Source organism: Aliiroseovarius sp. YM-037 (assembly GCF_048060095.1).
In the GTDB taxonomy this organism is placed as follows: domain Bacteria; phylum Pseudomonadota; class Alphaproteobacteria; order Rhodobacterales; family Rhodobacteraceae; genus JBLUOA01.
Genome location: NZ_JBLUOA010000001.1, coordinates 1,567,113 through 1,587,640 on the forward strand (window position 1 = coordinate 1,567,113; position 20,528 = coordinate 1,587,640).

Here is a 20,528-nt window from a genome sequence, read left to right on the forward strand (position 1 = left end):
ACGGGATAGCATCATGAACGCGAACCGGCTTATCAATATGGTCATCCGCCAGATCACCCGCCGATTGGTCAATCTCGGCATTAACAAGGGCATCGATATGGCATCCAAGCGCGGCAAGAGCGATGCGGAGATGACTGATGCAGACCGCAAGCAAGCACAAGACGCGAAAGAGATGGCAAAGCGCGCGCGGCAGGCGCAGCGGGCGACCAAGCGCATCGGTCGATTTTAGAAATCGTCTACACTGCTTTGAAATGCTTGGATAATTTTAGACCCTGACCCTGATAATTCGACTTCAGATCAGCGCCATATAGCTGCTCCGGCACGGCGGACATGCGTTCATAAACCAGCCGTCCGACAACCTGCCCATGTTCCAGCACAAACGGCGCCTCGTGGCAGCGCACCTCAAGCACACCGCGCGATCCGGCCCCTCCGGCGGAGTGATGACCAAAGCCCGGATCGAAGAACCCCGCATAATGCACCCGGAATTCGCCAACCATCGCAAGGTAGGGCGCCATTTCGGCGGCGCAATCAGGCGGGATCGTCACGGCCTCCTGACTGACCAGAATGTAGAACGCACCGGGGTCGAGGATGATGCGCCCCTCCGTCGTGCGCACTTCCTCCCAATATTCGGCGGGGTCGTAGTGGCCGATCTTTTCCAGATCAATCACGCCGGTATGCGGTTTCGCGCGGTATCCGACCAGATCGCCCTTCGCGGGCCGCAGGTCGACGGAAAACCCAAGGCCATCGTCGATCACCGCCTCACCATCGACCAGCGCTTCTTCGGCGTGGCGGCTGGACAGCTCCGCATCCGTCAGCACGGCTTGCCCTGCGCGGAACCTGATCTGGTTCAGCCGCATACCGGGGCGCACCAGCACGGAGAAGGAGCGGGGGCAAATCTCTGCATAAAGCGGGCCGGAATAGCCGGGGGGAATCCGGTCGAACTCCTCCCCGCCATCGACAATCGTACGGGTCAGAAGATCGAGGCGACCGGTTGAGGATTTCGCGTTGGCAACCGCCTGCACGCCTTCGGGCAGCGACAGACTCTCCATCAACGGCACGACATAGACGCAGCCCTTTTCCAGAACCGCACCGCCGGCGAGGTCGATCTGGTGCATCTCAAATTCGGAAATTCGGTCGGTGACGGTGTTTCCGGCCCCGGCAAGGAACGACGCGCGCACCCGGTAAGCCTTTGTTCCCAAACGAAGATCGAGCGACGCAGGTTGTATCTGGTCATCAACAATCGCAGGCGTGCCGGACAGCGCGCCATCCGCGATCATTTGCTGCAAGGCTTGGCTGGGAAGGACGCCGATGCCGTTCATCTTTCCACCTCTCAAAACAAACCGCCCAACGCCAAGGGGCGTGGGCGGCTGTGTTTGTTGGTCGGGCTAGCAGGACTCGAACCTGCGACCTTCCGTCCCCCAGACGGACGCGCTACCAGGCTGCGCCATAGCCCGAACTGGACCCCTTCATACTGGTTTTCGCCGCAGGGGCAAGACGGAATACACATACCCGTGGGGTCAATCCTGCTTTGCGTCGCCAAGCCGGGATTGAAGGGTTTTCAACCGTTCGTAAAGCGGCGCGATTGCGTCTTTCTTGGAGTGCAGATGCTCCGCCGTTGCCCGCAGCAAAAGGGCGGAAACGGGGTCTTCGACCTTAATATCCGCGTCGTCCGCCGGATCGTCGGGAACATCGACGGGGGTAATCGGGGCAGGGGTCTTCGCGGCTTGCGACGGCTCCTCCGGCTCTGGCCGTCGGTGCATGAAGGTTGGCGCGGGGTCAGATGGTTCAGCCTGCTCCGCCTCTTCCTCATCGACCGCAAGATCGTTCGGCATCTCGACCGGTTCCTGTTGCGGCGTTTCAATGGCATTCGCCCGCAGCGCTTCGGTCAGATCGAATTCGGGTTCCTCAAGACCGACCTCAGCCTCTTCCACAGGTTCTGGCTCCGGCTCTGGCCGGGTTTCCACGACGGGTGCGGGCTCCGGGCGCTCCTCAATCCGGTGCGCAGTCCCCTCGATCACGTCGCTTTCATCCGTATCAAGCGGCTGGGAGAACGCGGAAACGACCTTAACCCCTTCGGAATGCAGCAGTTTTTGCACGCCTTTGATCGTCATCCCATCCTGATGCAGCAGCTTCTTGATGCCGCCAAGCAGCAGCATATCGTTGGGGCGGTAATACCGCCGTCCCCCGGCGCGCTTCACCGGTTTTACCTGACTGAACTTGCTTTCCCAAAAGCGCAGCACATGCGCTGGCGTATCGAGCCACTCTGAAACTTCGCGGATCGTTCGGAAGGCATCGGGCGATTTGTCCATGCCTATCGCCCCAATTACCGGCTATTCCCGGCAGCGACCCGATCTTTCATCAGGTGGGACGGTCTGAACGTCATGACACGACGGGGATGAATCGGAACCTCTTCCCCGGTTTTCGGGTTGCGCCCGATCCGTGCCGCCTTATCGCGCACGCTAAATGTCCCGAAGGATGAGATTTTTACGCTTTCGCCGCTGACCAGCGCATCAGATATGTGCTGAAGCACGCTTTCCACCAGATTGGCGGAGTCGTTGCGGGAAAGTCCAACTTCACGAAACACCGCTTCGCTCAGATCCATACGCGTTAAGGTCTTGTCACTCATTGCCGGCGTCCCTTTTATGATTGGAGACACAATAGAGCGTTGAAATTTTCCGAGTCAATATCAACGGCTTGGCGCACGCCGTTAATTGGCCGATTACCAGCGGATTACGACCGATCCCCACGCCAATCCGCCGCCGATCGCCTCTGTGACCAGCAAATCGCCCTCTTTTATCTGACCGCGCGCTTTGCCGACGGACAGGGCGAGGGGAATCGATGCGGCAGAAGTGTTGCCATGATCCTGAACGGTGACGACGACACGCTCCATCGGGACGCTCATACGCTTTGCAGTGCCTTGGATGATCCGAATATTCGCCTGATGCGGCACGATCCAATCGACATCGTCGCCCGTCAGCCCGATTTTGTCGAGCGCGGTATGCGCGGTTTCTGCGAGTTTTTCAACGGCATGACGGAAGACTTCTTTCCCCTGCATCCGCAGATAACCAGTGCTTCCGGTCGAGGTGCCGCCATCGACGTAGAGAATATCGCGGAACCGTCCATCGGAATGCAGATCGGTTGAAAGGATACCCCGGTCGTTGCTGTCGCCCGATCCTTCGGTGGCCTCAAGCACCAGCGCGCCTGCGCCGTCCCCGAACAGCACGCTGGTCGTGCGGTCTTCCCAATCCATGATCCGGCTGAAGGTTTCCGCGCCGATCACCAGCACCCGTTTGGCTTGCCCCGACAGGATCAGCGCATTGGCGTTCGACAGGGCGTAAACAAACCCGGCGCAGACCGCCTGAACGTCAAACGCAAAGCCCCGCGTCATGCCAAGGGCGGCTTGCACCATCGTCGCGGCGGACGGGAAAGTCAGATCGGCGGTGGATGTTGCCAAAACAATCGCGTCGATGTCGTCGGCACTCAGCCCTGCGTCTGCTAGCGCGGCCTTCGCCGCGCGAGCAGCAAGGTCAGAGGTCGTCTCTCCCTCGGCCGCGAAATGGCGGCGTTCGATACCAGAGCGGCTGCGAATCCACTCATCACTGGTTTCGATGGTTCTTTCAAATTCAGCGTTCGGGACGACCCGTTCGGGCAGATAGTGCCCGACGCCCCTGACAACGGCGCGTTGTGTCATTCATCCAACCTGTCGGATTCTTCTGAGTTGCCGGCATCCTGACTTGCAGCCGCGGCAGATGCAACCCGCGCCGCGAGCCGTTCGGAGAATCCTGACTGCGCTAACGTAAAGGCAAGCTTGATCGCCGCCGAAATTCCCGTCGCATCGGCAGAGCCGTGAGATTTCACAACCGTTCCGTTCAGCCCAAGGAACACACCGCCGTTTTGCCGCCGCGGGTCGATCCGTTTGGTCAGACGCCTCAGCGACGTGACCGCGAACAGCGCCCCAAGGCGGGACAGCGGCGAATAACCAAAAGCCTTGCGCAGCAATTCCCGGATCAGCGTGGCCGTGCCTTCGCCGGTCTTCAGCGCGACATTTCCGGTGAAACCATCGGTCACGATCACATCCACGCGGGAGGAGGGGATATCGCCACCCTCAACAAACCCGACGAATTCAAAATTCGCGGGGCCCGAGGCTTCTTCGATCAAATCATGGGCCAGCTTCAGCTCAGCCCGGCCCTTGTGCTCTTCGGTGCCGACATTCAACAGGCCGATCCGCGGCGGATCGATCCCCATGCCGTTGCGCGCGTAAGACGCGCCCATAAGCGCGTATTGCAGAAGGTCTTGTTCATCCGCTTTGATATCCGCGCCGACATCCAGCATCACGTTGAACCCACCCGCGTTACGGGATGGCCAAAGGCACGCAATCGCGGGGCGGTTCACGCCGGGCAGTTTCCGCAGGCGGATCATCGACAGCGCCATCAGCGCGCCGGTATTGCCGCAAGATACGGCGACGGTCGCCTCTCCGTTGCGGACGGCCTCAATCGCGGACCACATCGACGTGCCTTTACCTGAACGCACGACATTGCTGGGTTTCGCGTCCATCGTGACGACGTCGTCGGCGTGGCGGACCTCGCACACGTCGGCAAGACCGCGGCGCTTTGCGATCAACGCGTTCAGCTTTGCCGCGTCGCCATGCACGATAAACCCGATGTCCGAATTAATACCCGCAGACAAGGCAAGGCCGGCGACAACTGCCGCCGGGCCACGATCTCCGCCCATGGCGTCGATAGATATAATGGTGCGCTTTCCCGCGCCCGAGGCCGTCTGAGTGGAACTATCCGTCGTCATGCCTGGTCGCGAAGCGAAAACGCAGCTTATGCTGCGTCTTCGTCGTCCAGATCGACCTCATCCGCCAGCGCGACGACTTCGCGGTCGTCGTAGTGCCCGCAGGCGCCACAAACGTGGTGCGGACGCTTCAACTCGCCGCAATTCGGGCACTCTGCCGGGTTGCCAGCGACCAGCGCGTCATGCGCACGGCGCATGTTACGGCGGGACTTCGTAATCTTATTCTGAGGGACAGCCATGTCTCAACCTCGGTATTCGGGGGGCATTCGTCGTTCTAAGCCCCGGTTATTACAGAATTTTACAGCAAAGGCACCGAACGTGCACAGCCGTCTAACCCTGCGTGTAAACAAGGCCGGGAACATACTGCGATTCCCAAGCGACGCAACCCTTTTCTTTGCCTGTCTTAATCGTCTTTTTTCAGTTTGTCACGCAAGCCTGCAAGACCGGCAAAGGGGCGCAAATCTTCGTCTTTGATCGGCGTCACACCGGGCGCGGCATGAACCACCTCGCCAAGCTCCGCGCCGGGGGCTTTCGGGTAGGCGGGCAGGGCGAGCGCCAGCGCCTCGATCATCGCGGCACCCAGATCAATGTCGGCCTTCAGCAGTTCGACATCGACATCCTCGGGAATCTCGGCCTCCTCCGCCGGGTCCAATTCCGGCAGATCGCGGACATAGCTGCGCTCAACCGCCTCATCGATCCGCGTCACCACAGGCTCAAGCGTGACTACGCACGGCTGCACCACCGTCGCGCCCAGATTTGCGTTCAGAACCCAGTCTTCCGGCCCCCGGGCGGTCAGCGTGCCCTCAAACCGCAGTTTTTTCAGGTCCAGCAGCCCCAGATACTCCGCAATCGCCTGCCGCACCTCCGCCTCCGGAGTCACCTCAAACCGGGTCGGTTTGCGCGTCGGCAGGTCCGACACACGCAATAGTTGCTGAAATGGTTGGCTTTTTTTGCTGTCGCTCATCTGAACCACGCTTCCTTTCTTGAACAGGCGGCGTTCCTTCTGTAAGCCGGATAAGAGGCAAAGACAGGCGTGGCAAGAGGCTCCGACATGGTGAAATCCGGAATCTGGCTGAAAAGCATGGTGGTGGGGCTTGTCCTGCTGTCCTTGGGCGCTTGTGCCGCGACCTATCGCAATCATGGCTATGTGCCGACCGACGCCGACCTCGAAAACGTCATCGTCGGCGTTGATACGCAGGAAACCGTGGGGGAAACCATTGGCCGCCCGACCGCGTCCGGTCTGCTGCAGGGGGCCGATTGGTATTACGTCCAAAGCCGCTGGCGCCACTTTGCCTATCGCAAACCGAAAGAACTTGACCGCGAAGTGCTTGCGATCCGGTTCAACCAGTCCGGCGTTGTTGAGAATATCGAACGCTTCGGCCTTGAAGACGGCCGCGTGATCGTTCTGTCCCGTCGCGTGACGGACAGCAACATTCGCGGCGTGTCGTTCATCCGGCAACTGCTTGGCAACCTTGGCAACTTCACCGCCGATCAGTTCCTTGGGGACGATAACTGACGCGCTGTCATCGGCCTGTCAAATCACTGTCACACCTTGCGGGCACACTCTGTCACGCACATATGCTATCCGATCGACCGGGTGGAGCATGAGGGGAGGCCGTGATGCTTGCGCTTAAAAAAGGCCGCTACGCCGCACGCATGGCAGAGTCCGCGACTGACGTTCAGGCGGCCCAAGGGTTGCGCCATCGCTGCTTCCTCGCCGAAACCGGGGCGGTCGGGCCATCCGGCACCGTTGACGCCGACGCGTTCGATCCGATTTGCAAACATATTCTGGTGGAAGAACTCCGCACCGGGCGGCTGGTCTGCTGCTTTCGCCTTCTGCCGCTCAAGCATGGCAGCGAGATCGGGCAAAGCTATTCGGCGCAATATTATGAACTATCCGCACTGCAATCCTTCGACGGGCCGATGGTTGAAATGGGCCGCTTTTGCGTCGACCCCGACTATACCGACCCTGACATCCTGCGCGTCGCGTGGGGCGCGATGACCCGCTTTGTGGATGAAGAGGGGGTCGAGATGTTGTTCGGTTGCTCTTCCTTCAAAGGCACCGAAGCGGCGGCCTATATGGATGCCTTCGCTCTGCTGAAACAACGCCACCTCGCCCCGAAACGCTGGCTGCCACGGGTCAAGGCGCCGAACGTGTTTCGCTTTGCCGACCGCCTGCGCCGCAAACCCGACGCGAAGCGCGCCATTCTGGGGATGCCACCCTTGCTGCGCAGCTACCTTGTCATGGGCGGGTGGGTCAGCGACCATGCGGTTGTCGACCGCGAGATGAACACGCTCCACGTCTTTACCGGACTTGAAGTTCGCGCGATCCCCAAGGCCCGCAAGCGTCTGCTGCGCGGCGTCGCCGGTTAGGTCATTGACGCCGCCCCATCTGGGCGATAGCCCGCAAGCATGGCACGCGCACCGCTTCTTCAGCTTTCCGACATCTCCCTGACCTTCGGGGGCGATCCGGTTTTTGCCGACCTCGATCTTGTCGTGAAACCGGGTGACCGCGTTGCGCTGGTCGGGCGCAATGGATCGGGCAAATCGACGCTGATGAAGGTGATGGCCGGCCTTGTCGAACCTGACGGCGGAAGCCGCGTCATCGCGCCGGGCACCAGTGTCGGGTATATGGAACAGCACCCGGATATGTCGGGGTTCGAAACCCTCGGAGACTTCGCCGCCAGCACGCTTGACGCGGGCGAGGAATACCGCGTCCCGATGGTCGCGGATGGATTGCAGTTCAACCCCGACACCTCCGTCGCCACCGCCTCCGGCGGGGAACGCCGCCGCGCGGCGCTTGCCAAGCTGCTGGCCGAAGCGCCCGACGTCATGCTGCTGGATGAGCCGACCAACCACCTTGATATCAACGCGATCCGCTGGCTTGAGGCGCAGTTGAAAGACACGCAGACCGCCTTTGTCCTTATAAGCCACGACCGGGCGTTCCTAAATGAACTCACCCGCGCAACCCTCTGGATCGACAGGGGAATCGTCCGTCGTCGCGAAAGCGGTTTCGCCGGATTCGGTGAATGGCGCGACAAGATCTGGGCCGACGAAGACGACGCCCGCCACAAGCTGAACCGCAAGATCAAGGCCGAGGCACGGTGGGCCGTCGAAGGTATCAGCGCCCGCCGCAAGCGCAACCAGGGTCGCCTGCGCGCCCTTCAGGCGATGAAAGCCGACCGCGCCGCACAGATCACCCGGCAGGGCGCGGCAGCCATGGCGCTGGACGCTGGGCCAAAATCCGGCAAGAAGGTGATCGAGGCCGAGGGGATCGCCAAGCGTTTCGACGGCAAGCCCATCGTGACCGATTTTACCCTCAAGGTGCAGCGCGGCGACCGGGTTGCGTTTGTCGGGCCGAATGGCGCAGGCAAGACAACGCTGTTGAAAATGCTGATCGGACAGATCGAACCCGACGCGGGGCAGGTGACACTTGGCACCAACCTCGAACTCGCCGTGTTCGACCAGAACCGCGTGGGCCTCGACCCCGACATGTCGCTTTGGGACAGCCTGACCGGTGATCCCGACATGCGAGTCTCCGGCAAGGCCGATCAGATCATGGTGCGCGGCACGCCGAAACACGTCGTCGGTTACCTCAAGGAATACCTGTTTGACGACGCGCAGGCCCGCGCGCCGGTTCGGTCCCTTTCGGGCGGTGAAAAAGCCCGCTTGCTGCTCGCGAAACTCATGGCGAAACCGTCGAACCTGTTGGTGCTCGATGAGCCGACGAACGACCTCGACGTCGAAACACTCGACCTGCTGCAAGATGTGCTGGGAGACTACGACGGCACGGTGCTTCTGGTCAGCCACGACCGCGACTTTATCGACCGCGTCGCAACGACAACCATCGCGATGGAAGGCGACGGTCGCGCGACGATCTACGCAGGCGGTTGGTCCGACTATCAGGCCCAGCGGGGCGCGGAGGCCCCACCGACACCCGCTGCGAAACCCGCAAAGGCGAAATCGTCACCCCAACCCAAGCAGCAGGAACAGAAACCCGGCCTGTCCTTCACCGAACAACATCGGCTGGAAGCGCTGCCCAAGGTGATCGAACGGCTTGAGGCCGAGATCGCCAAGCTCGAATCCTTCCTCTCCGCGCCGGACCTGTTCACCGAACAGCCCGCGAAGTTCAAGAAGGGGACAGAGGCGCTGGCCGAACGCCAACAGGCGCTCGCCGAGGCCGAGGAGGAATGGTTGACGCTGGCCGAGAAGGCGGAAGGGTGAGGGGGTTTGAAATTCGGCGAAGATGATGTTTGGGTAAAGGCCCGGTGAGAGCCCAAACCTACCGCGTCAGTTTTCGAAACCAATCGACAGCCTGCGGTTCGACACGGCTGACGAACGGGTCCTTTCCATCGATATACGCATCCCAAGTGGGAGCATCGCCTCGTGTTAGATGTTCCTTCAACGAGGAGTACTCCTTGGCTACCTTCGGATGCGCAATCAGGTAGTCTCTGAATGCGAGGTGGCGCTCGACATGCGGTGAACCTTCTTCAAACACGTGGAAGTGGTGTGTCCGAGTCCCGTAGCTGTCGATCTTCCTGAAATACCGCCTGCCTTCAATGCCGTAGGCGCCCATAACCTCATACCCCAATCCTTCGAGACCGCGAGCATTGGCATCCGCATCATCGAGCGTGGAGACCACGCCAAGAAGGTCAATTATGGGCTTAGCCAGGATGCCGGGGACCGCAGTGCTGCCGATGTGATGGACTTGCACTGAACTGTTCCCGAAAGCATGTTTGATTGCCTTGGCTTCATCTTCGAAAGCCATTTTCCAACGCGGATCATGAGGAACGACGAAAGCAACCATGGACAAATATTGGGCGGGCTGCTCACGATTGGCAACGACAACTTGTCCAGATAGCGGCCTTTCAGCCCATCCCTTCCACAGCCGCCTCACGCCGCACGCTCAAGCTATCCAGAGCGTCCGGCAAAACCACCCCTCACTGCATCCGCAGCGCACCATCAAGCCGAATTGTCTCACCATTCAAATACGGGTTCTCCACGATAAACTGCGCGAGCTTTCCGTATTCCGACGGTTTGCCCAGCCGCTTGGGGAAGGTCACGTCAGCGGACAGCGACTCGATGATCTCTTCGCCCAAGCCTTCCAGCATCGGCGTCAGGAATATCCCCGGCGCGATGGCCATGATGCGGATACCGGTTGAGGCAAGGTCGCGCGCCACGGGCAGGGACAGCCCGGCCAGCGCCGCTTTTGACGCCGCATAAGCCGCTTGGCCCTTCTGCCCGTCAAACGCGGCGATTGAGGCTGTGTTGACGATCACGCCACGCTCTCCGTCCTCGTTCGGGGTGTTCTTCGCCATCTCAGCCGCCGCAAGGCGCAGCACGTTGAAACTGCCGACAAGGTTGATGTCGATCGTCTTGCGAAAGCTGCCGAGCGCATGGGGGCCGTGTTTGCCAACGGTCTTTTCGCCCGTCGCGATGCCTGCACAGTTGATGCAGGCGCTGATGCCGCCCATCGCCTTGACCGCGTCTGCCACCCCCGCCGCGACCGAACTTTCGTCCGTCACGTCGACATTGGCGAACCGCGCACCGATTTCCTCCGCGACCTGCGGTCCGCGATCCGCATCCCGATCAAACAGCGTGACCGCCGCGCCCGCCTCGCGAAAGACACGCGCGGTCGCTTCGCCAAGGCCCGATGCGCCGCCGGTAATGATGGCTTTGGTCGATGATATTTGCATGACGCTCCCTCGAATTGAACACTCGTTCAGATAAGGCAACGCGGCCGGTCTGTAAAGCTGCGAGCCAGCCAAAACCAGCCGCGCCGGATAATGTGACCCGCAGGGGCAGGGATCGGCGCTATCATGTGCCGGGCATCATAACGGAGCATTACGATGAAACGCAGAACTCTCCTCGCCGCGGCCCTTGCACTGGCCGTAAGCCCCGCATGGGCCGACATTGAAAACCTGAAAGCGGCTGAGATTGAAACCCTCCTCAGCGGTAACACAATTGACGGAGTCTGGGCCGGAACCGCCTACAAACAGTATTTTTCAGAGGGCGGCGCGACGACCTACGTGCCCGAAGGTGGCATGGCGGACGAGGGCAAATGGCGCATCAACGCGGACGAAGACCTATACGAATCCTGGTGGACCAACGCCGATTGGGCCGGCTACGCGATCACCCAGACGGAAGACGGCTACGCCTGGATCGACGGCGCGGGCGACACGCATCCCTTTACCGTGATGGAGGGCAATCAGTTGAACTGATCGGCTATCGTTCGGGTATCAGCCCCCTCGGACTGAACCGCAGCACAAGGATCATGATAACCCCCATCGTTAGCAGCCGCATATGCGCGACGGAATCAAGCAAATGCTCCTTCAGCCATGATCCATCCGCCATCGGCGCGGTAACGACATCCATCAGCAGCGCGCCCAGCGGTTCAACCTCAACCCACAGGAACCAGATCAGGAACCCGCCCAGCACCGCGCCCCAGTTGTTGCCCGATCCGCCGACGATCACCATCACCCAGATCAGGAACGTATAGCGCAGCGGCTGGTAAGACGTCGGCGTCAGCTGGCTGTCGAGCGTCGTCATCATCGCCCCGGCGATTCCGCAGATGGCGGACCCCAGCACGAAGATCTGCAAATGCCGGGCGGTCACGTCCTTGCCCATCGCCTCGGCGGCGACCTCATTATCGCGGATCGCTCGCATCATCCGCCCCCAGGGTGAATTCAGCGCCTTTTCGGCAAGCCACAGCAGGATCAACAGAACCACGGTGAACAGCACCGCATAGAGCAATTTGACGTATAGCGTCGAGGCCGTGACCGGATTGATCCCAAACTCATTCGCGCGCTCGACAAATTCGGCGGAGCGTTGCAGGTCAATCTCATACGGCACCGGCCACGGGCGCGGAATGCCGATCACGTTCTTCACGCCGCGCGACAGCCAGTCTTCGTTTTTCAGGACCGCGATTACGATCTCAGCAATCCCCAGCGTCGCAATGGCAAGGTAGTCTGACCGCAAGCCCAGCGCCGTCTTGCCGATGACCCACGCCGCCCCCGCCGCGAACAGCCCGCCCACGGGCCACGCAATCAGCACCGGCAGGCCGATCCCGCCAAGGTATCCCGTCGCTGCCGGGTTCACCCCCTCGATCGCGCCCGTCGCCGGGTCAAACAACCAACGGAAGATGAAGAACCCGGCGATCAGCAGGGCAATCAGCGCCAGCGTGCGCTTTCGCCCCGGCGCCATCGCCTTGAACACAAAGATCGCCGCGATGATCGTCGCCGCACCAAAGGCCAGCGCCACCAGCACCCGCAGGCCGCCCGCGGCCCAGGCGTCCGTCGTTGGCGGCATCGACACCAGCACCGCCGCCAGCCCGCCCAGCGCGACGAACCCCATGACGCCGATGTTGAACAGACCCGCGAAGCCCCATTGCAGGTTGACGCCCAGCGCCATGATCGCGGACACCAGCCCCATGTTCAGGATCACCAGTGCCGTGTTCCAGCCCTGAATGTAGCCCGCCAGCAGGATCAGCACCGCCAGCACCGCGAACAGGGCGATATTCCTTACATTCACGTTCATACCGCTTTCCCCTTGAACAGACCGGTTGGACGGAACAACAGCACGATAATCAGGATCACGAAACTGACCGCGAACTTGTAATCCGTGCTGAGAAGCTGGACGAGTCCCGTCGGCTCCAAACTCTCAGGCAGCAGATACACCAGCACCTTCTTGAACGCATAGGTGATCGTGATCTCCGAAAACGCGATCACGAACCCGCCGACAATCGCGCCCAGCGGATTGCCCAAGCCCCCGACAATGGCCGAGGCGAAAATCGGCAGCAAAAGCTGGAAATAGGTGAACGGCTTGAAGCCCTTGTCCAGCCCGTAAAGCACCCCCGCAACCGTCGCCAGAACCGCGACGAGTATCCACGTGATCCGCACCACACGTTCGGGGTTGATCCCCGACAGCAGGGCCAGATCCTCGTTATCCGAAAACGCCCGCATGGATTTCCCGGTCCGCGTCCGGTTCAGAAACCAGAACAGAAACGCGACGACGATGATCGCCGTGACAATCGTGATCCCCTGACTCGTCCGCAGGGCCAGGCCTTCCTGCAAGCCGGTCAGTTCCCGAAACTCCCGCGCACCGATGATAAAGCGGCCGCCATCGTCAAACCGCTGATCGTCCGGCCCGATGATGAACCGCACAATGCCGTTCATAATGAACATGACGCCCATCGACACGATCACCAGAATGACCGGCGCCGCCTTTTGTTCACGGTAAAACCGATAGACGAGCTTGTCCGTCCCGAGCAGCAGCAGCGCCGTCCCGAGTATCCCGAAGGGCAGGGCGAGCAGCGCCGTCGGCACCGGCCCAAGGCTGATCCCCAGCGCCTGCAACCCCCACGTCACAAGGATCGTCACCATCGCGCCGAACGCCATCGTGTCGCCATGGGCAAAGTTCGAAAACCGCAGGATGCCGTAGATCAGCGTCACCCCCAACGCCCCCAGCGCCAACTGGCTGCCATAGGCAATCGCCGGGATCAGAACGAAATTGGAAAGCGCCACGAAGGCGTTGAGGAAGTCCATTATTCTGTTTCCTCGCATTTGCCTTTGTAAGTGACGCGGGTTGGCCCCTCCAAGTGAAGCGAATAATGTGCGAAGCCTATCGTAGAGAAGTTGAGCGAATGGAGCGCTGTATCGGAAACGGCTAAAATGAAGGTGCGCGACCCCGAGGTGGTTGGCGGTGATGCGGGCAGATCACCGGTAGGAGTCGAGAGCACAAAGTCGTCATGACCATTTGGTCCGGCCTCGTATGAGACGCCAAAACTCGTCGGGGTGCAGTCCCCCTCCTGAGAACACTCAGTTTCGAACTGGCATACTGTTGCCGCCGAGGCATTTGACACTACGGATATCGCTGCGAACAAAACCAGGTATCGCATCCTCACCCCCCCAGGAAACTCTTGCGCACTTCGGGATCGGCCAGCAATTCCTTGCCGGTCCCGGTAAAGCGATTGCGCCCCTGCACCAGAACATAGCCTTTATCAGCGATTTCAAGTGCTTGTCGGGCGTTTTGTTCGACCATCAGGATCGGGATGCCGGTGCGGGCGACTTCGATGATGCGGTCGAACAGTTCGTCCATCACGATGGGGCTGACCCCGGCGGTGGGTTCGTCCAGCATCAGGACTTTCGGCTTCGTCATCAGCGCCCGACCCACGGCGACCTGCTGGCGCTGGCCGCCCGAAAGTTCGCCCGCCGCCTGGTGGCGCTTTTCCTTGAGGATCGGGAACAGCTCATAGACCTGGTGCATGGTCTCCGAGTAATCATCGAGCCGGATGAACGCCCCCATCTCAAGGTTCTCTTCGACGGTCATGGAGGTAAAGATGTTCGATGTCTGCGGCACGAACCCCATACCCTTCGCCACCCGGTCTTGCGGGGTCAGTTGGGTGATATCTTCGCCGTCCAGCTTCACGGAGCCCGAACGGACGTTCAGCATCCCAAACACCGCCTTCATCGCGGTCGATTTGCCCGCTCCGTTCGGGCCGACGATCACTGCGATCTCTCCCTCGTTCACGGCGATGGTGCAGTCGTGCAGAATGTCCGGCCCCTTGCCGTAGCCGCCGATCATCGTGTCACCGATCAGAAACGGCGTTCCGGGGGCAGGGCTTGTCGCGCCGCTGCTGCGCCGGTGCTCCGACGTGCCGCCGGGGCGCGGATTGGCGATGGAGTGGTCTTTGTTCCCGCGATCGTCATAGGCTCCGCCACTCATCACAGCACCTCTGGTTTGGCGGTCGTATGCACAAACGTATGCACAGGAGTCATACGCGAGTCAGACGGGTTGCGTACGGAAATCATGCGCCCACCTTGTCTTTGTTTTTCAGGCCCGTGCCAAGGTAGGCTTCGATCACCTGTTCATTCGCCTTGATCTCGTCCAGCGTGCCCTCTGCAAGCACTTTTCCCTCGGCCATACAGATGACCGGATCACAAATTCTTCCAATGAAATCCATATCATGCTCGATCACCACAAAGGTGTAATCGCGTTCCTTGTTCAGCCTTACGATGGCATCGCCGATGGTGTTCAGCAGCGTGCGGTTCACCCCGGCGCCGACCTCATCCAGAAAGACGATCTTGGCGTCAACCATCATCGTCCGCCCCAGCTCGAGCAGCTTCTTTTGGCCGCCGGAAAGGTTGCCGGCCCTCTCGTCCTTCAGGTGGTCAATCGTAAGGAAATCAAGGACTTCATCGGCTTTCTTCAGAAGCTCCGATTCCTCCTGCGCGATCCGTCCGCGATGAAACCAGGTGTTCCAAAGCGTCTCTCCCGACTGCGCGCCGGGCACCATCATCAGGTTCTCCCGCACGGTCATCGAACTGAACTCATGCGCAATCTGGAATGTTCGCAGCAACCCCTTGTGAAACAGCGTATGCGGCGGCAGACCGGTAATGTCCTCACCCAGCATCGTGACTCGTCCGGCGGTTGGTTCAAGAACGCCCGCGATCACGTTGAAAAGAGTGGTTTTTCCCGCGCCATTCGGCCCGATAAGGCCGGTGATCGCCCCCTGCTCAATGGTCAGCGTCGCCCCATCGACAGCACGAAATCCGCCGAATTGCTTGGCCAGCCCCTCTACGGTGATCATCCCCTTGATCCCCTCCCGAATGCGGCGCCGTTGACGCGCCGTCTGTTATTCAAATGGCCCGAAGCGCAGGGCTTCGGGCCATCCAATTCTAACGCAGTGACCGACTTAGCGGAAGGTCACCGTTTCGTAAGCACCATCGGTGATGGTGTATTCACGATAAGTGCCAGCCGCTTCGCCCGGTCCGATCAATTCAACGCCGGTGCCGCCGACATAGTCGACTTCACCACCTTCAGCGAGGATCTGGAGCGCTTTGCCCAGTTCGCCCGGCAGGATCGGTTCGCCCGGTGCGTTGGCGACGTTCAGCAGGTTGGCCGCAACCGCTTCGCTCGTCGCAGCGCCACCGGCCTGCATAGCAAGGGCCAGAAGGGCCGCCGCGTCATAGCTTTCGCGGGTGAAGGAGCTTTCGCCATTCACGCCAGCCGCTTCGGTGATCGCCTTGAACGCGTCAGCGCCTTCGCCTTCGGACCACGGAACAGACCCGTATGACCCGCCGATATCGCCACCAATGTCGGCAACCAGAGCGTCGGAATACATGCCGTCACCCATCGCGAACGTATCAAACGCGCCTGAATCGAGCGCCGCTTGGATCATACCGCGGCCACCTTGGTCGGAGTATCCGAGCACGACCAGCACTTCGCCGCCGGCCGAGGCCAGCGCGCCAACTTCGGCAGAGTAGTCGCCCTTGCCGTCTTCATGCGGTGCGTTCAGCGTGACCGATCCGCCCATGCCTTCAAAGCTTGAAATAAAGGCGTCGGACAGGCCTTTGCCGTAGTCGTTGTTGGTGTAGGTCACGGCAACGCTTTCAACGCCCTTGTCCTTCATGATGCTCGCCAGAACTTCACCCTGACGCGCGTCGGAGGGCGAGGTGCGGAAGAACAGGCCGTTGTCTTCTGCGGTCGACAGGCCGGGGCTGGTTGCGGACGGAGATACCATCACAACGCCGTTCGGCACTGCCACGTTCGCCAGAACCGCGCCAGTTACGCCGGAACAGTCAGCACCCATGATCGCCACAACGCCTTCGCTGTTGATCATGCGTTCTGCGGCGGCTGTCGCTGCAGCCGAGTCAACGCAGGTCGAATCCCCGCGCACCGCTGCCAGCATCTTGCCGTCAAGAATACCGCCAGCTTCGTTGATCTCAGCAATGGCGAGTTCGGCCGAGTCCGCCATATGCGGCGTCAGCGATTCGATTGGGCCGGTAAAGCCGAGCAATACGCCGATATTCACATCTTCGGCGGCTGCCGCGCCCGCGCTGACCAGCGCGGTGGCAGTGGTTGCCATAAGTAGTTTTTTCATTTTTCTCTCCCATTAGGACGTAATCGTCTGTGCGGCGCTGTTGCCGCACCTGCGCAGTAGGAAAGACTTGTCCGGGTGACTTTGTCAAAGCGTTATTTTCAAGACGTGATTTGACGCCGGTGCGCGCCTGTTGGCATTGTTCCCTTAGGGAAAGCGGGCGTAGGAGGTGTCTGTGCCGATACGAATGATCCGTCTGATTTCGGTTGTGTTTGCTGTTACTGTGGCCCTTACGGCAACCACGCTGCGGGCTGAGAATTTTCGGATTGAACCGGTCGTCAGCGGGCTTGAGGCGCCTTGGGCGGTTGCCTTCCTTCCGCCGACAGACGGCGCGCAGCGGTTCCTTGTGACCGAGCGGGATGGGCGCCTTTGGTTCGGCGATGGGGGTGATCTGCAAGAGGTTAGTGGCGTGCCCGAGGTGGCCGCAGTCGGGCAGGGCGGTCTGCTTGATGTGATGCTGCCGCGCGATTTTGCCGAGAGCCGTCTTGTCTACCTGAGCTTTGCGAAAGAACAGGGGGCCAGCGCGGGGACAGCACTTGGCGTAGGGCGCTTGTCTGACGACAACCGCGCGCTTGAAGATTTCCGCGTCATATTCGAAATGTCAGGCGGCAATTCTGGCGGGCGGCATTTTGGGTCGAGGATTGTCGAGGCCGAAGACGGGCGGATTTTTCTGACGATTGGGGAACGGGGGGATCGGCCCTCTGCGCAGGACATGGCCCGCCACAACGGGTCTGTCATACGGATCAATTCAGATGGCACTGTTCCTTCGGACAATCCGTTTGTCGATCAACCGGGCGTAAGGCCGGAGCTTTGGAGCATCGGCCACCGCAATCCGCAAGGGGCCGCTTTGGACGCAGAGGGCTTGCTTTGGGTCAATGAGCACGGCGCGCAAGGCGGGGATGAGGTGAACCGGATCGAACGCGGCGCGAATTACGGCTGGCCGGTGATTTCGTATGGGCGCCATTATTCCGGCGGGCAGATCGGCGAGGGAACCGAGAAAGAGGGAATGGAGCAGCCCGCGTATTACTGGGACCCGTCCATCGCGCCTTCGGGCCTTGCGATCTATTCCGGCGAACTGTGGGAGGACTGGCAGGGCGATTTCTTCGTTGGCAGCCTGAAATTCGACCACATCGCCCGGCTGGAACGAAATGGCGACCAACTCCGTGAAGCTGATCGAATCGAAACCCGCGAAACGCAGCGTGTTCGCGATGTGAGGGAGGCGCCAGACGGCAGCATTTGGTTCCTGTCCGTCGGACTGGGTGCGCTTTACCGGATCGTGCCAGAAGGTTGATGTTTTAGATCGACAGCCGCACGGCCTGCGATCCACGCTCCCGATAGGGGGTCGTGTCATAATGCGACCGATAGCATTTTGAGAAATGCGAGGGCGAAGCAAACCCACAGGCAAGCGCGACGTTAATCACGCTCATATCCGTCTGCATCAGCAGGTTGCGTGCCTTTTGCAGCCGAAGCTCCATGTAATACCGCTTGGGTGAGCGGTTGAGGTAGCGGCGGAACAGCCGTTCAAGTTGTCGCGTAGACATCCCGACATCTTTGGCGAGCACGGAGGGGCTGATCGGCTCCTCTATATTCTGTTCCATCATCTGAATAACGGCAGACAGTTTCGGATGACGGACCCCGATACGGGACGGGACCGAAAGGCGCTGCGTGTCCTGATCAGTTCGGATTGAGGAATAGATCAACTGATCTGCGACCACGTTCGCCATTTCTTCGCCGTGGTCATTTGCAATCAGCTTCAGCATCAGGTCGATCGAAGATGTGCCGCCCGCCGTGGTGTAGCGGTTGCCATCCATCACAAAGACCGATTTGGTCAAGTTCACATCGTCGAACTCTTCGGCAAAGCTGTCCTGGTTTTCCCAGTGGATCGTCGCCCGCTTGCCATCCAGAAGCCCGGCCCGCGCCATGCTGTGCGCCGCGGTGCACAGGCCCGCGATAACGATTCCACGCCGCGCTTCGCGCCGTAGCCATGCGAGCAGGCGCTTCGTCGTCGCTCGCTGCACGTCCAGCCCGCCGCAGATCAAAACGGTGTCGTCGCGCCCAACCTCATCCAGATCGGCGTTGACGTTGAACTCCGTCCCCGAAGATGACGCGACCGTCGTGCCGCCTTCGCCGATCAGGGTCCATTCATAAACCGTTTTTCCTGCCATGCGGTTCGCGATGCGCAACGGCTCCAACGCGCCGGCGAAGGACAGGAGCGTAAAATTCTCCAGCAAAACAAAGACCATCCGGCGCGGTTTCCCGTCACTGGACGCGATGTTCTGAGTCTGGTCTGAGGACATAGTCGTTAAATCCCGTTGTAACGATTGAACCCGATCAGGTTTGCCGCGGCGGATCAAGCCTCATGCGGTCATTTTTTGCCAAAAACGATCAAATCGGCGGATGTCATGGATTTCTTAGGTTGGCAACCATTCCATTGCAAAGATATAGGTATGGCCTGAAATTTTATTCGTGGAGCGAGAACCATGGCGAGGGTTTGGAAAAAATCTGACTGGCGTGCAAAACCCAGAGTTCAGATGCCGGACTATATCGATAGCGAGGCACTGGCGAAGGTCGAGGCGCAGCTTGGACAGTATCCGCCGCTCGTTTTTGCGGGTGAGGCGCGCAGGCTGAAAGCGGCGCTTGGCGATGTCTCGCGTGGTAATGCGTTCCTGCTGCAAGGTGGTGATTGCGCCGAGAGCTTCGCGGAGTTTTCCGCCGACACGATCCGCGACACGTTCAAGGTCATGTTGCAGATGGCGATGGTCCTGACCTACGGCGCCAAGGTGCCGGTCGTGAAGGTCGGCCGCCTTGCCGGGCAATTCGCTAAGCCCCGTTCCGCGCCGACCGAGGTCAAGGATGGGGTCGAACTGCCAAGCTACCGCGGTGACATCATCAACGAACTCGACTTCACGCCTGAATCCCGGATTCCCGACCCGCAGAAGATGTTGCAGGCTTACACGCAGGCGGCGGCGACGCTGAACCTTGTGCGGGCGTTCAGTCAGGGCGGGTTCGCGGATGTTCACAAGGTTCACGCTTGGACGCTTGGATTCACTCAGGGCGACAAGGCCGAACGCTACCGTGATCTGGCGGATCGGATTTCCGACACGCTCGACTTCATGCGGGCGGCAGGTGTGGACAGCGATCGGTCCCATACCTTGCAGACCGTCGATTTCTACACCAGCCACGAGGCGCTGCTGCTTGAATATGAAGAGGCGCTGTGCCGGATCGATTCAACCTCGGGTCTGCCGGTTGCGGGGTCGGGGCATATGATCTGGATCGGAGATCGCACCCGTCAGCCGGACGGCGCGCATGTCGAATTCGCGCGCGGTGTGCAGAACCCGATCGGGTTGAAATGCGGGCCAACGACGACTGCGGATGATCTGAAGGTTCTGATGTCAAAGCTGAACCCGGAGAATGAGGCTGGGCGTCTGACTTTGATCGCGCGTTTCGGGGCAGGGTCCGTCGGTGACCACCTGCCCCGCCTGATCAAGGCGGTGCAGGACGAGGGCGCGAACGTCGTCTGGTCCTGTGATCCGATGCACGGCAACACGATCAAGTCATCCTCGGGCTACAAGACGCGGCCGTTCGATTCCGTTCTGCGCGAGGTGCAGGAATTCTTTGCTATTCATAACGCCGAAGGCACGATTCCCGGTGGTGTACATTTTGAGATGACCGGCAAGGATGTGACTGAATGCACAGGCGGCGTTCGTGCGGTTACGGATGAGGACCTGTCGGATAGGTATCACACTGCGTGCGATCCGCGCCTGAACGCCAGCCAAGCGTTGGAACTGGCGTTCCTGATTGCCGAAGAACTGTCATCAAACCGAAAAGACGCGCAGGCCGCTGCGGTCTGATC

22 protein-coding genes and 1 tRNA gene are annotated in these 20,528 nt (G+C 60.4%); 7 read left to right on the forward strand and 16 right to left on the reverse strand.

What is annotated here, in order from left to right; all coding sequences use genetic code 11:
- Window positions 1–13 precede the first annotated feature (13 nt).
- Window positions 14–229, forward strand: a complete 216-nt coding sequence (locus ACEWPJ_RS07725; RefSeq protein WP_416512191.1) for a hypothetical protein — start codon at window positions 14–16, stop codon at window positions 227–229.
- A gap of 7 nt (window positions 230–236) precedes the next feature.
- Here ACEWPJ_RS07725 and ACEWPJ_RS07730 read toward each other — a convergent pair whose 3' ends face one another.
- From ACEWPJ_RS07730 to ACEWPJ_RS07765, 8 genes are all read right to left on the reverse strand, one after another.
- On the reverse strand, window positions 237–1,319 hold the full coding sequence (locus tag ACEWPJ_RS07730; protein ID WP_416512192.1) for a 2'-deoxycytidine 5'-triphosphate deaminase: 1,083 nt from the start codon (window positions 1,317–1,319) through the stop codon (window positions 237–239).
- 58 nt (window positions 1,320–1,377) lie between these two features.
- Window positions 1,378–1,454 (reverse strand) — tRNA-Pro (locus tag ACEWPJ_RS07735).
- A 63-nt stretch (window positions 1,455–1,517) separates the two neighbouring features.
- A complete protein-coding gene (locus ACEWPJ_RS07740) occupies window positions 1,518–2,309 on the reverse strand; it encodes a MerR family transcriptional regulator (RefSeq protein ID WP_416512193.1) in 792 nt (263 codons plus the stop codon).
- Between the two features lie 14 nt (window positions 2,310–2,323).
- Window positions 2,324–2,626, reverse strand: a complete 303-nt coding sequence (gene ihfA, locus ACEWPJ_RS07745) for an integration host factor subunit alpha (RefSeq protein ID WP_416512194.1) — start codon at window positions 2,624–2,626, stop codon at window positions 2,324–2,326.
- A gap of 93 nt (window positions 2,627–2,719) precedes the next feature.
- Window positions 2,720–3,691, reverse strand: a complete 972-nt coding sequence (locus ACEWPJ_RS07750; protein ID WP_416512195.1) for a beta-ketoacyl-ACP synthase III — start codon at window positions 3,689–3,691, stop codon at window positions 2,720–2,722.
- Complete coding sequence (gene plsX, locus ACEWPJ_RS07755) at window positions 3,688–4,800, reverse strand: phosphate acyltransferase PlsX (RefSeq protein WP_416512196.1); 1,113 nt, start codon at window positions 4,798–4,800, stop codon at window positions 3,688–3,690. The genes ACEWPJ_RS07750 and plsX overlap by 4 nt, the downstream gene beginning before the upstream one ends.
- A gap of 26 nt (window positions 4,801–4,826) precedes the next feature.
- A complete protein-coding gene (gene rpmF, locus ACEWPJ_RS07760) occupies window positions 4,827–5,036 on the reverse strand; it encodes a 50S ribosomal protein L32 (protein WP_416512197.1) in 210 nt (69 codons plus the stop codon).
- Window positions 5,037–5,200: 164 nt separating this feature from the next.
- Entirely contained in the window at window positions 5,201–5,761 is a 561-nt protein-coding gene (locus tag ACEWPJ_RS07765) for a YceD family protein (protein ID WP_416512198.1), read from the reverse strand.
- Between the two features lie 87 nt (window positions 5,762–5,848).
- On the opposite strand from ACEWPJ_RS07765, the gene ACEWPJ_RS07770 reads away from it, so the two are divergent.
- The 3 genes from ACEWPJ_RS07770 (at window position 5,849) to ACEWPJ_RS07780 (ending at window position 9,021) form a co-directional block, all read left to right on the forward strand.
- Window positions 5,849–6,313, forward strand: a complete 465-nt coding sequence (locus tag ACEWPJ_RS07770) for an outer membrane protein assembly factor BamE (protein ID WP_416512199.1) — start codon at window positions 5,849–5,851, stop codon at window positions 6,311–6,313.
- 104 nt (window positions 6,314–6,417) lie between these two features.
- On the forward strand, window positions 6,418–7,170 hold the full coding sequence (locus ACEWPJ_RS07775) for a GNAT family N-acetyltransferase (protein WP_416512201.1): 753 nt from the start codon (window positions 6,418–6,420) through the stop codon (window positions 7,168–7,170).
- A gap of 39 nt (window positions 7,171–7,209) precedes the next feature.
- Window positions 7,210–9,021, forward strand: a complete 1,812-nt coding sequence (locus ACEWPJ_RS07780) for an ABC-F family ATP-binding cassette domain-containing protein (RefSeq protein WP_416512202.1) — start codon at window positions 7,210–7,212, stop codon at window positions 9,019–9,021.
- A gap of 58 nt (window positions 9,022–9,079) precedes the next feature.
- On the opposite strand, the gene ACEWPJ_RS07785 is transcribed toward ACEWPJ_RS07780, so the two are convergent.
- Together ACEWPJ_RS07785 and ACEWPJ_RS07790 are read right to left on the reverse strand one after the other, a co-directional pair.
- Entirely contained in the window at window positions 9,080–9,604 is a 525-nt protein-coding gene (locus tag ACEWPJ_RS07785) for a GrpB family protein (RefSeq protein ID WP_416512203.1), read from the reverse strand.
- A 133-nt stretch (window positions 9,605–9,737) separates the two neighbouring features.
- Window positions 9,738–10,493 carry an SDR family NAD(P)-dependent oxidoreductase gene (locus tag ACEWPJ_RS07790; protein WP_416512204.1) on the reverse strand — a complete coding sequence of 252 codons (756 nt, stop codon included), beginning with the start codon at window positions 10,491–10,493 and terminating at the stop codon, window positions 9,738–9,740.
- A gap of 153 nt (window positions 10,494–10,646) precedes the next feature.
- Between ACEWPJ_RS07790 and ACEWPJ_RS07795 the strand changes: the two genes are divergently transcribed.
- Window positions 10,647–11,018, forward strand: coding sequence for a hypothetical protein (locus ACEWPJ_RS07795; RefSeq protein ID WP_416512205.1), 372 nt, complete (start codon window positions 10,647–10,649; stop codon window positions 11,016–11,018).
- A gap of 4 nt (window positions 11,019–11,022) precedes the next feature.
- Here ACEWPJ_RS07795 and ACEWPJ_RS07800 read toward each other — a convergent pair whose 3' ends face one another.
- From ACEWPJ_RS07800 to ACEWPJ_RS07820, 5 genes are all read right to left on the reverse strand, one after another.
- Window positions 11,023–12,333, reverse strand: coding sequence for an ABC transporter permease subunit (locus tag ACEWPJ_RS07800; RefSeq protein WP_416512206.1), 1,311 nt, complete (start codon window positions 12,331–12,333; stop codon window positions 11,023–11,025).
- The gene (locus ACEWPJ_RS07805; protein WP_416512207.1) at window positions 12,330–13,340 is read right to left on the reverse strand and encodes a branched-chain amino acid ABC transporter permease; all 1,011 of its coding nucleotides are present in this window, start codon (window positions 13,338–13,340) and stop codon (window positions 12,330–12,332) included. The genes ACEWPJ_RS07800 and ACEWPJ_RS07805 overlap by 4 nt, the downstream gene beginning before the upstream one ends.
- 355 nt (window positions 13,341–13,695) lie before the next feature.
- Window positions 13,696–14,520 (reverse strand): ABC transporter ATP-binding protein, encoded by an 825-nt coding sequence (locus tag ACEWPJ_RS07810; RefSeq protein ID WP_416512209.1) that lies wholly within the window; start codon window positions 14,518–14,520, stop codon window positions 13,696–13,698.
- Window positions 14,521–14,602: 82 nt separating this feature from the next.
- Window positions 14,603–15,385, reverse strand: coding sequence for an ABC transporter ATP-binding protein (locus tag ACEWPJ_RS07815; protein WP_416512210.1), 783 nt, complete (start codon window positions 15,383–15,385; stop codon window positions 14,603–14,605).
- Between the two features lie 105 nt (window positions 15,386–15,490).
- Entirely contained in the window at window positions 15,491–16,678 is a 1,188-nt protein-coding gene (locus ACEWPJ_RS07820) for an ABC transporter substrate-binding protein (RefSeq protein ID WP_416512211.1), read from the reverse strand.
- Between the two features lie 184 nt (window positions 16,679–16,862).
- Between ACEWPJ_RS07820 and ACEWPJ_RS07825 the strand changes: the two genes are divergently transcribed.
- A complete protein-coding gene (locus ACEWPJ_RS07825) occupies window positions 16,863–17,966 on the forward strand; it encodes a PQQ-dependent sugar dehydrogenase (protein ID WP_416513023.1) in 1,104 nt (367 codons plus the stop codon).
- 4 nt (window positions 17,967–17,970) lie between these two features.
- Here ACEWPJ_RS07825 and ACEWPJ_RS07830 read toward each other — a convergent pair whose 3' ends face one another.
- Window positions 17,971–18,972 carry a GlxA family transcriptional regulator gene (locus ACEWPJ_RS07830; protein WP_416512212.1) on the reverse strand — a complete coding sequence of 334 codons (1,002 nt, stop codon included), beginning with the start codon at window positions 18,970–18,972 and terminating at the stop codon, window positions 17,971–17,973.
- 183 nt (window positions 18,973–19,155) lie between these two features.
- Between ACEWPJ_RS07830 and ACEWPJ_RS07835 the strand changes: the two genes are divergently transcribed.
- Entirely contained in the window at window positions 19,156–20,526 is a 1,371-nt protein-coding gene (locus tag ACEWPJ_RS07835) for a class II 3-deoxy-7-phosphoheptulonate synthase (RefSeq protein WP_416512213.1), read from the forward strand.
- Window positions 20,527–20,528: the final 2 nt, after the last annotated feature.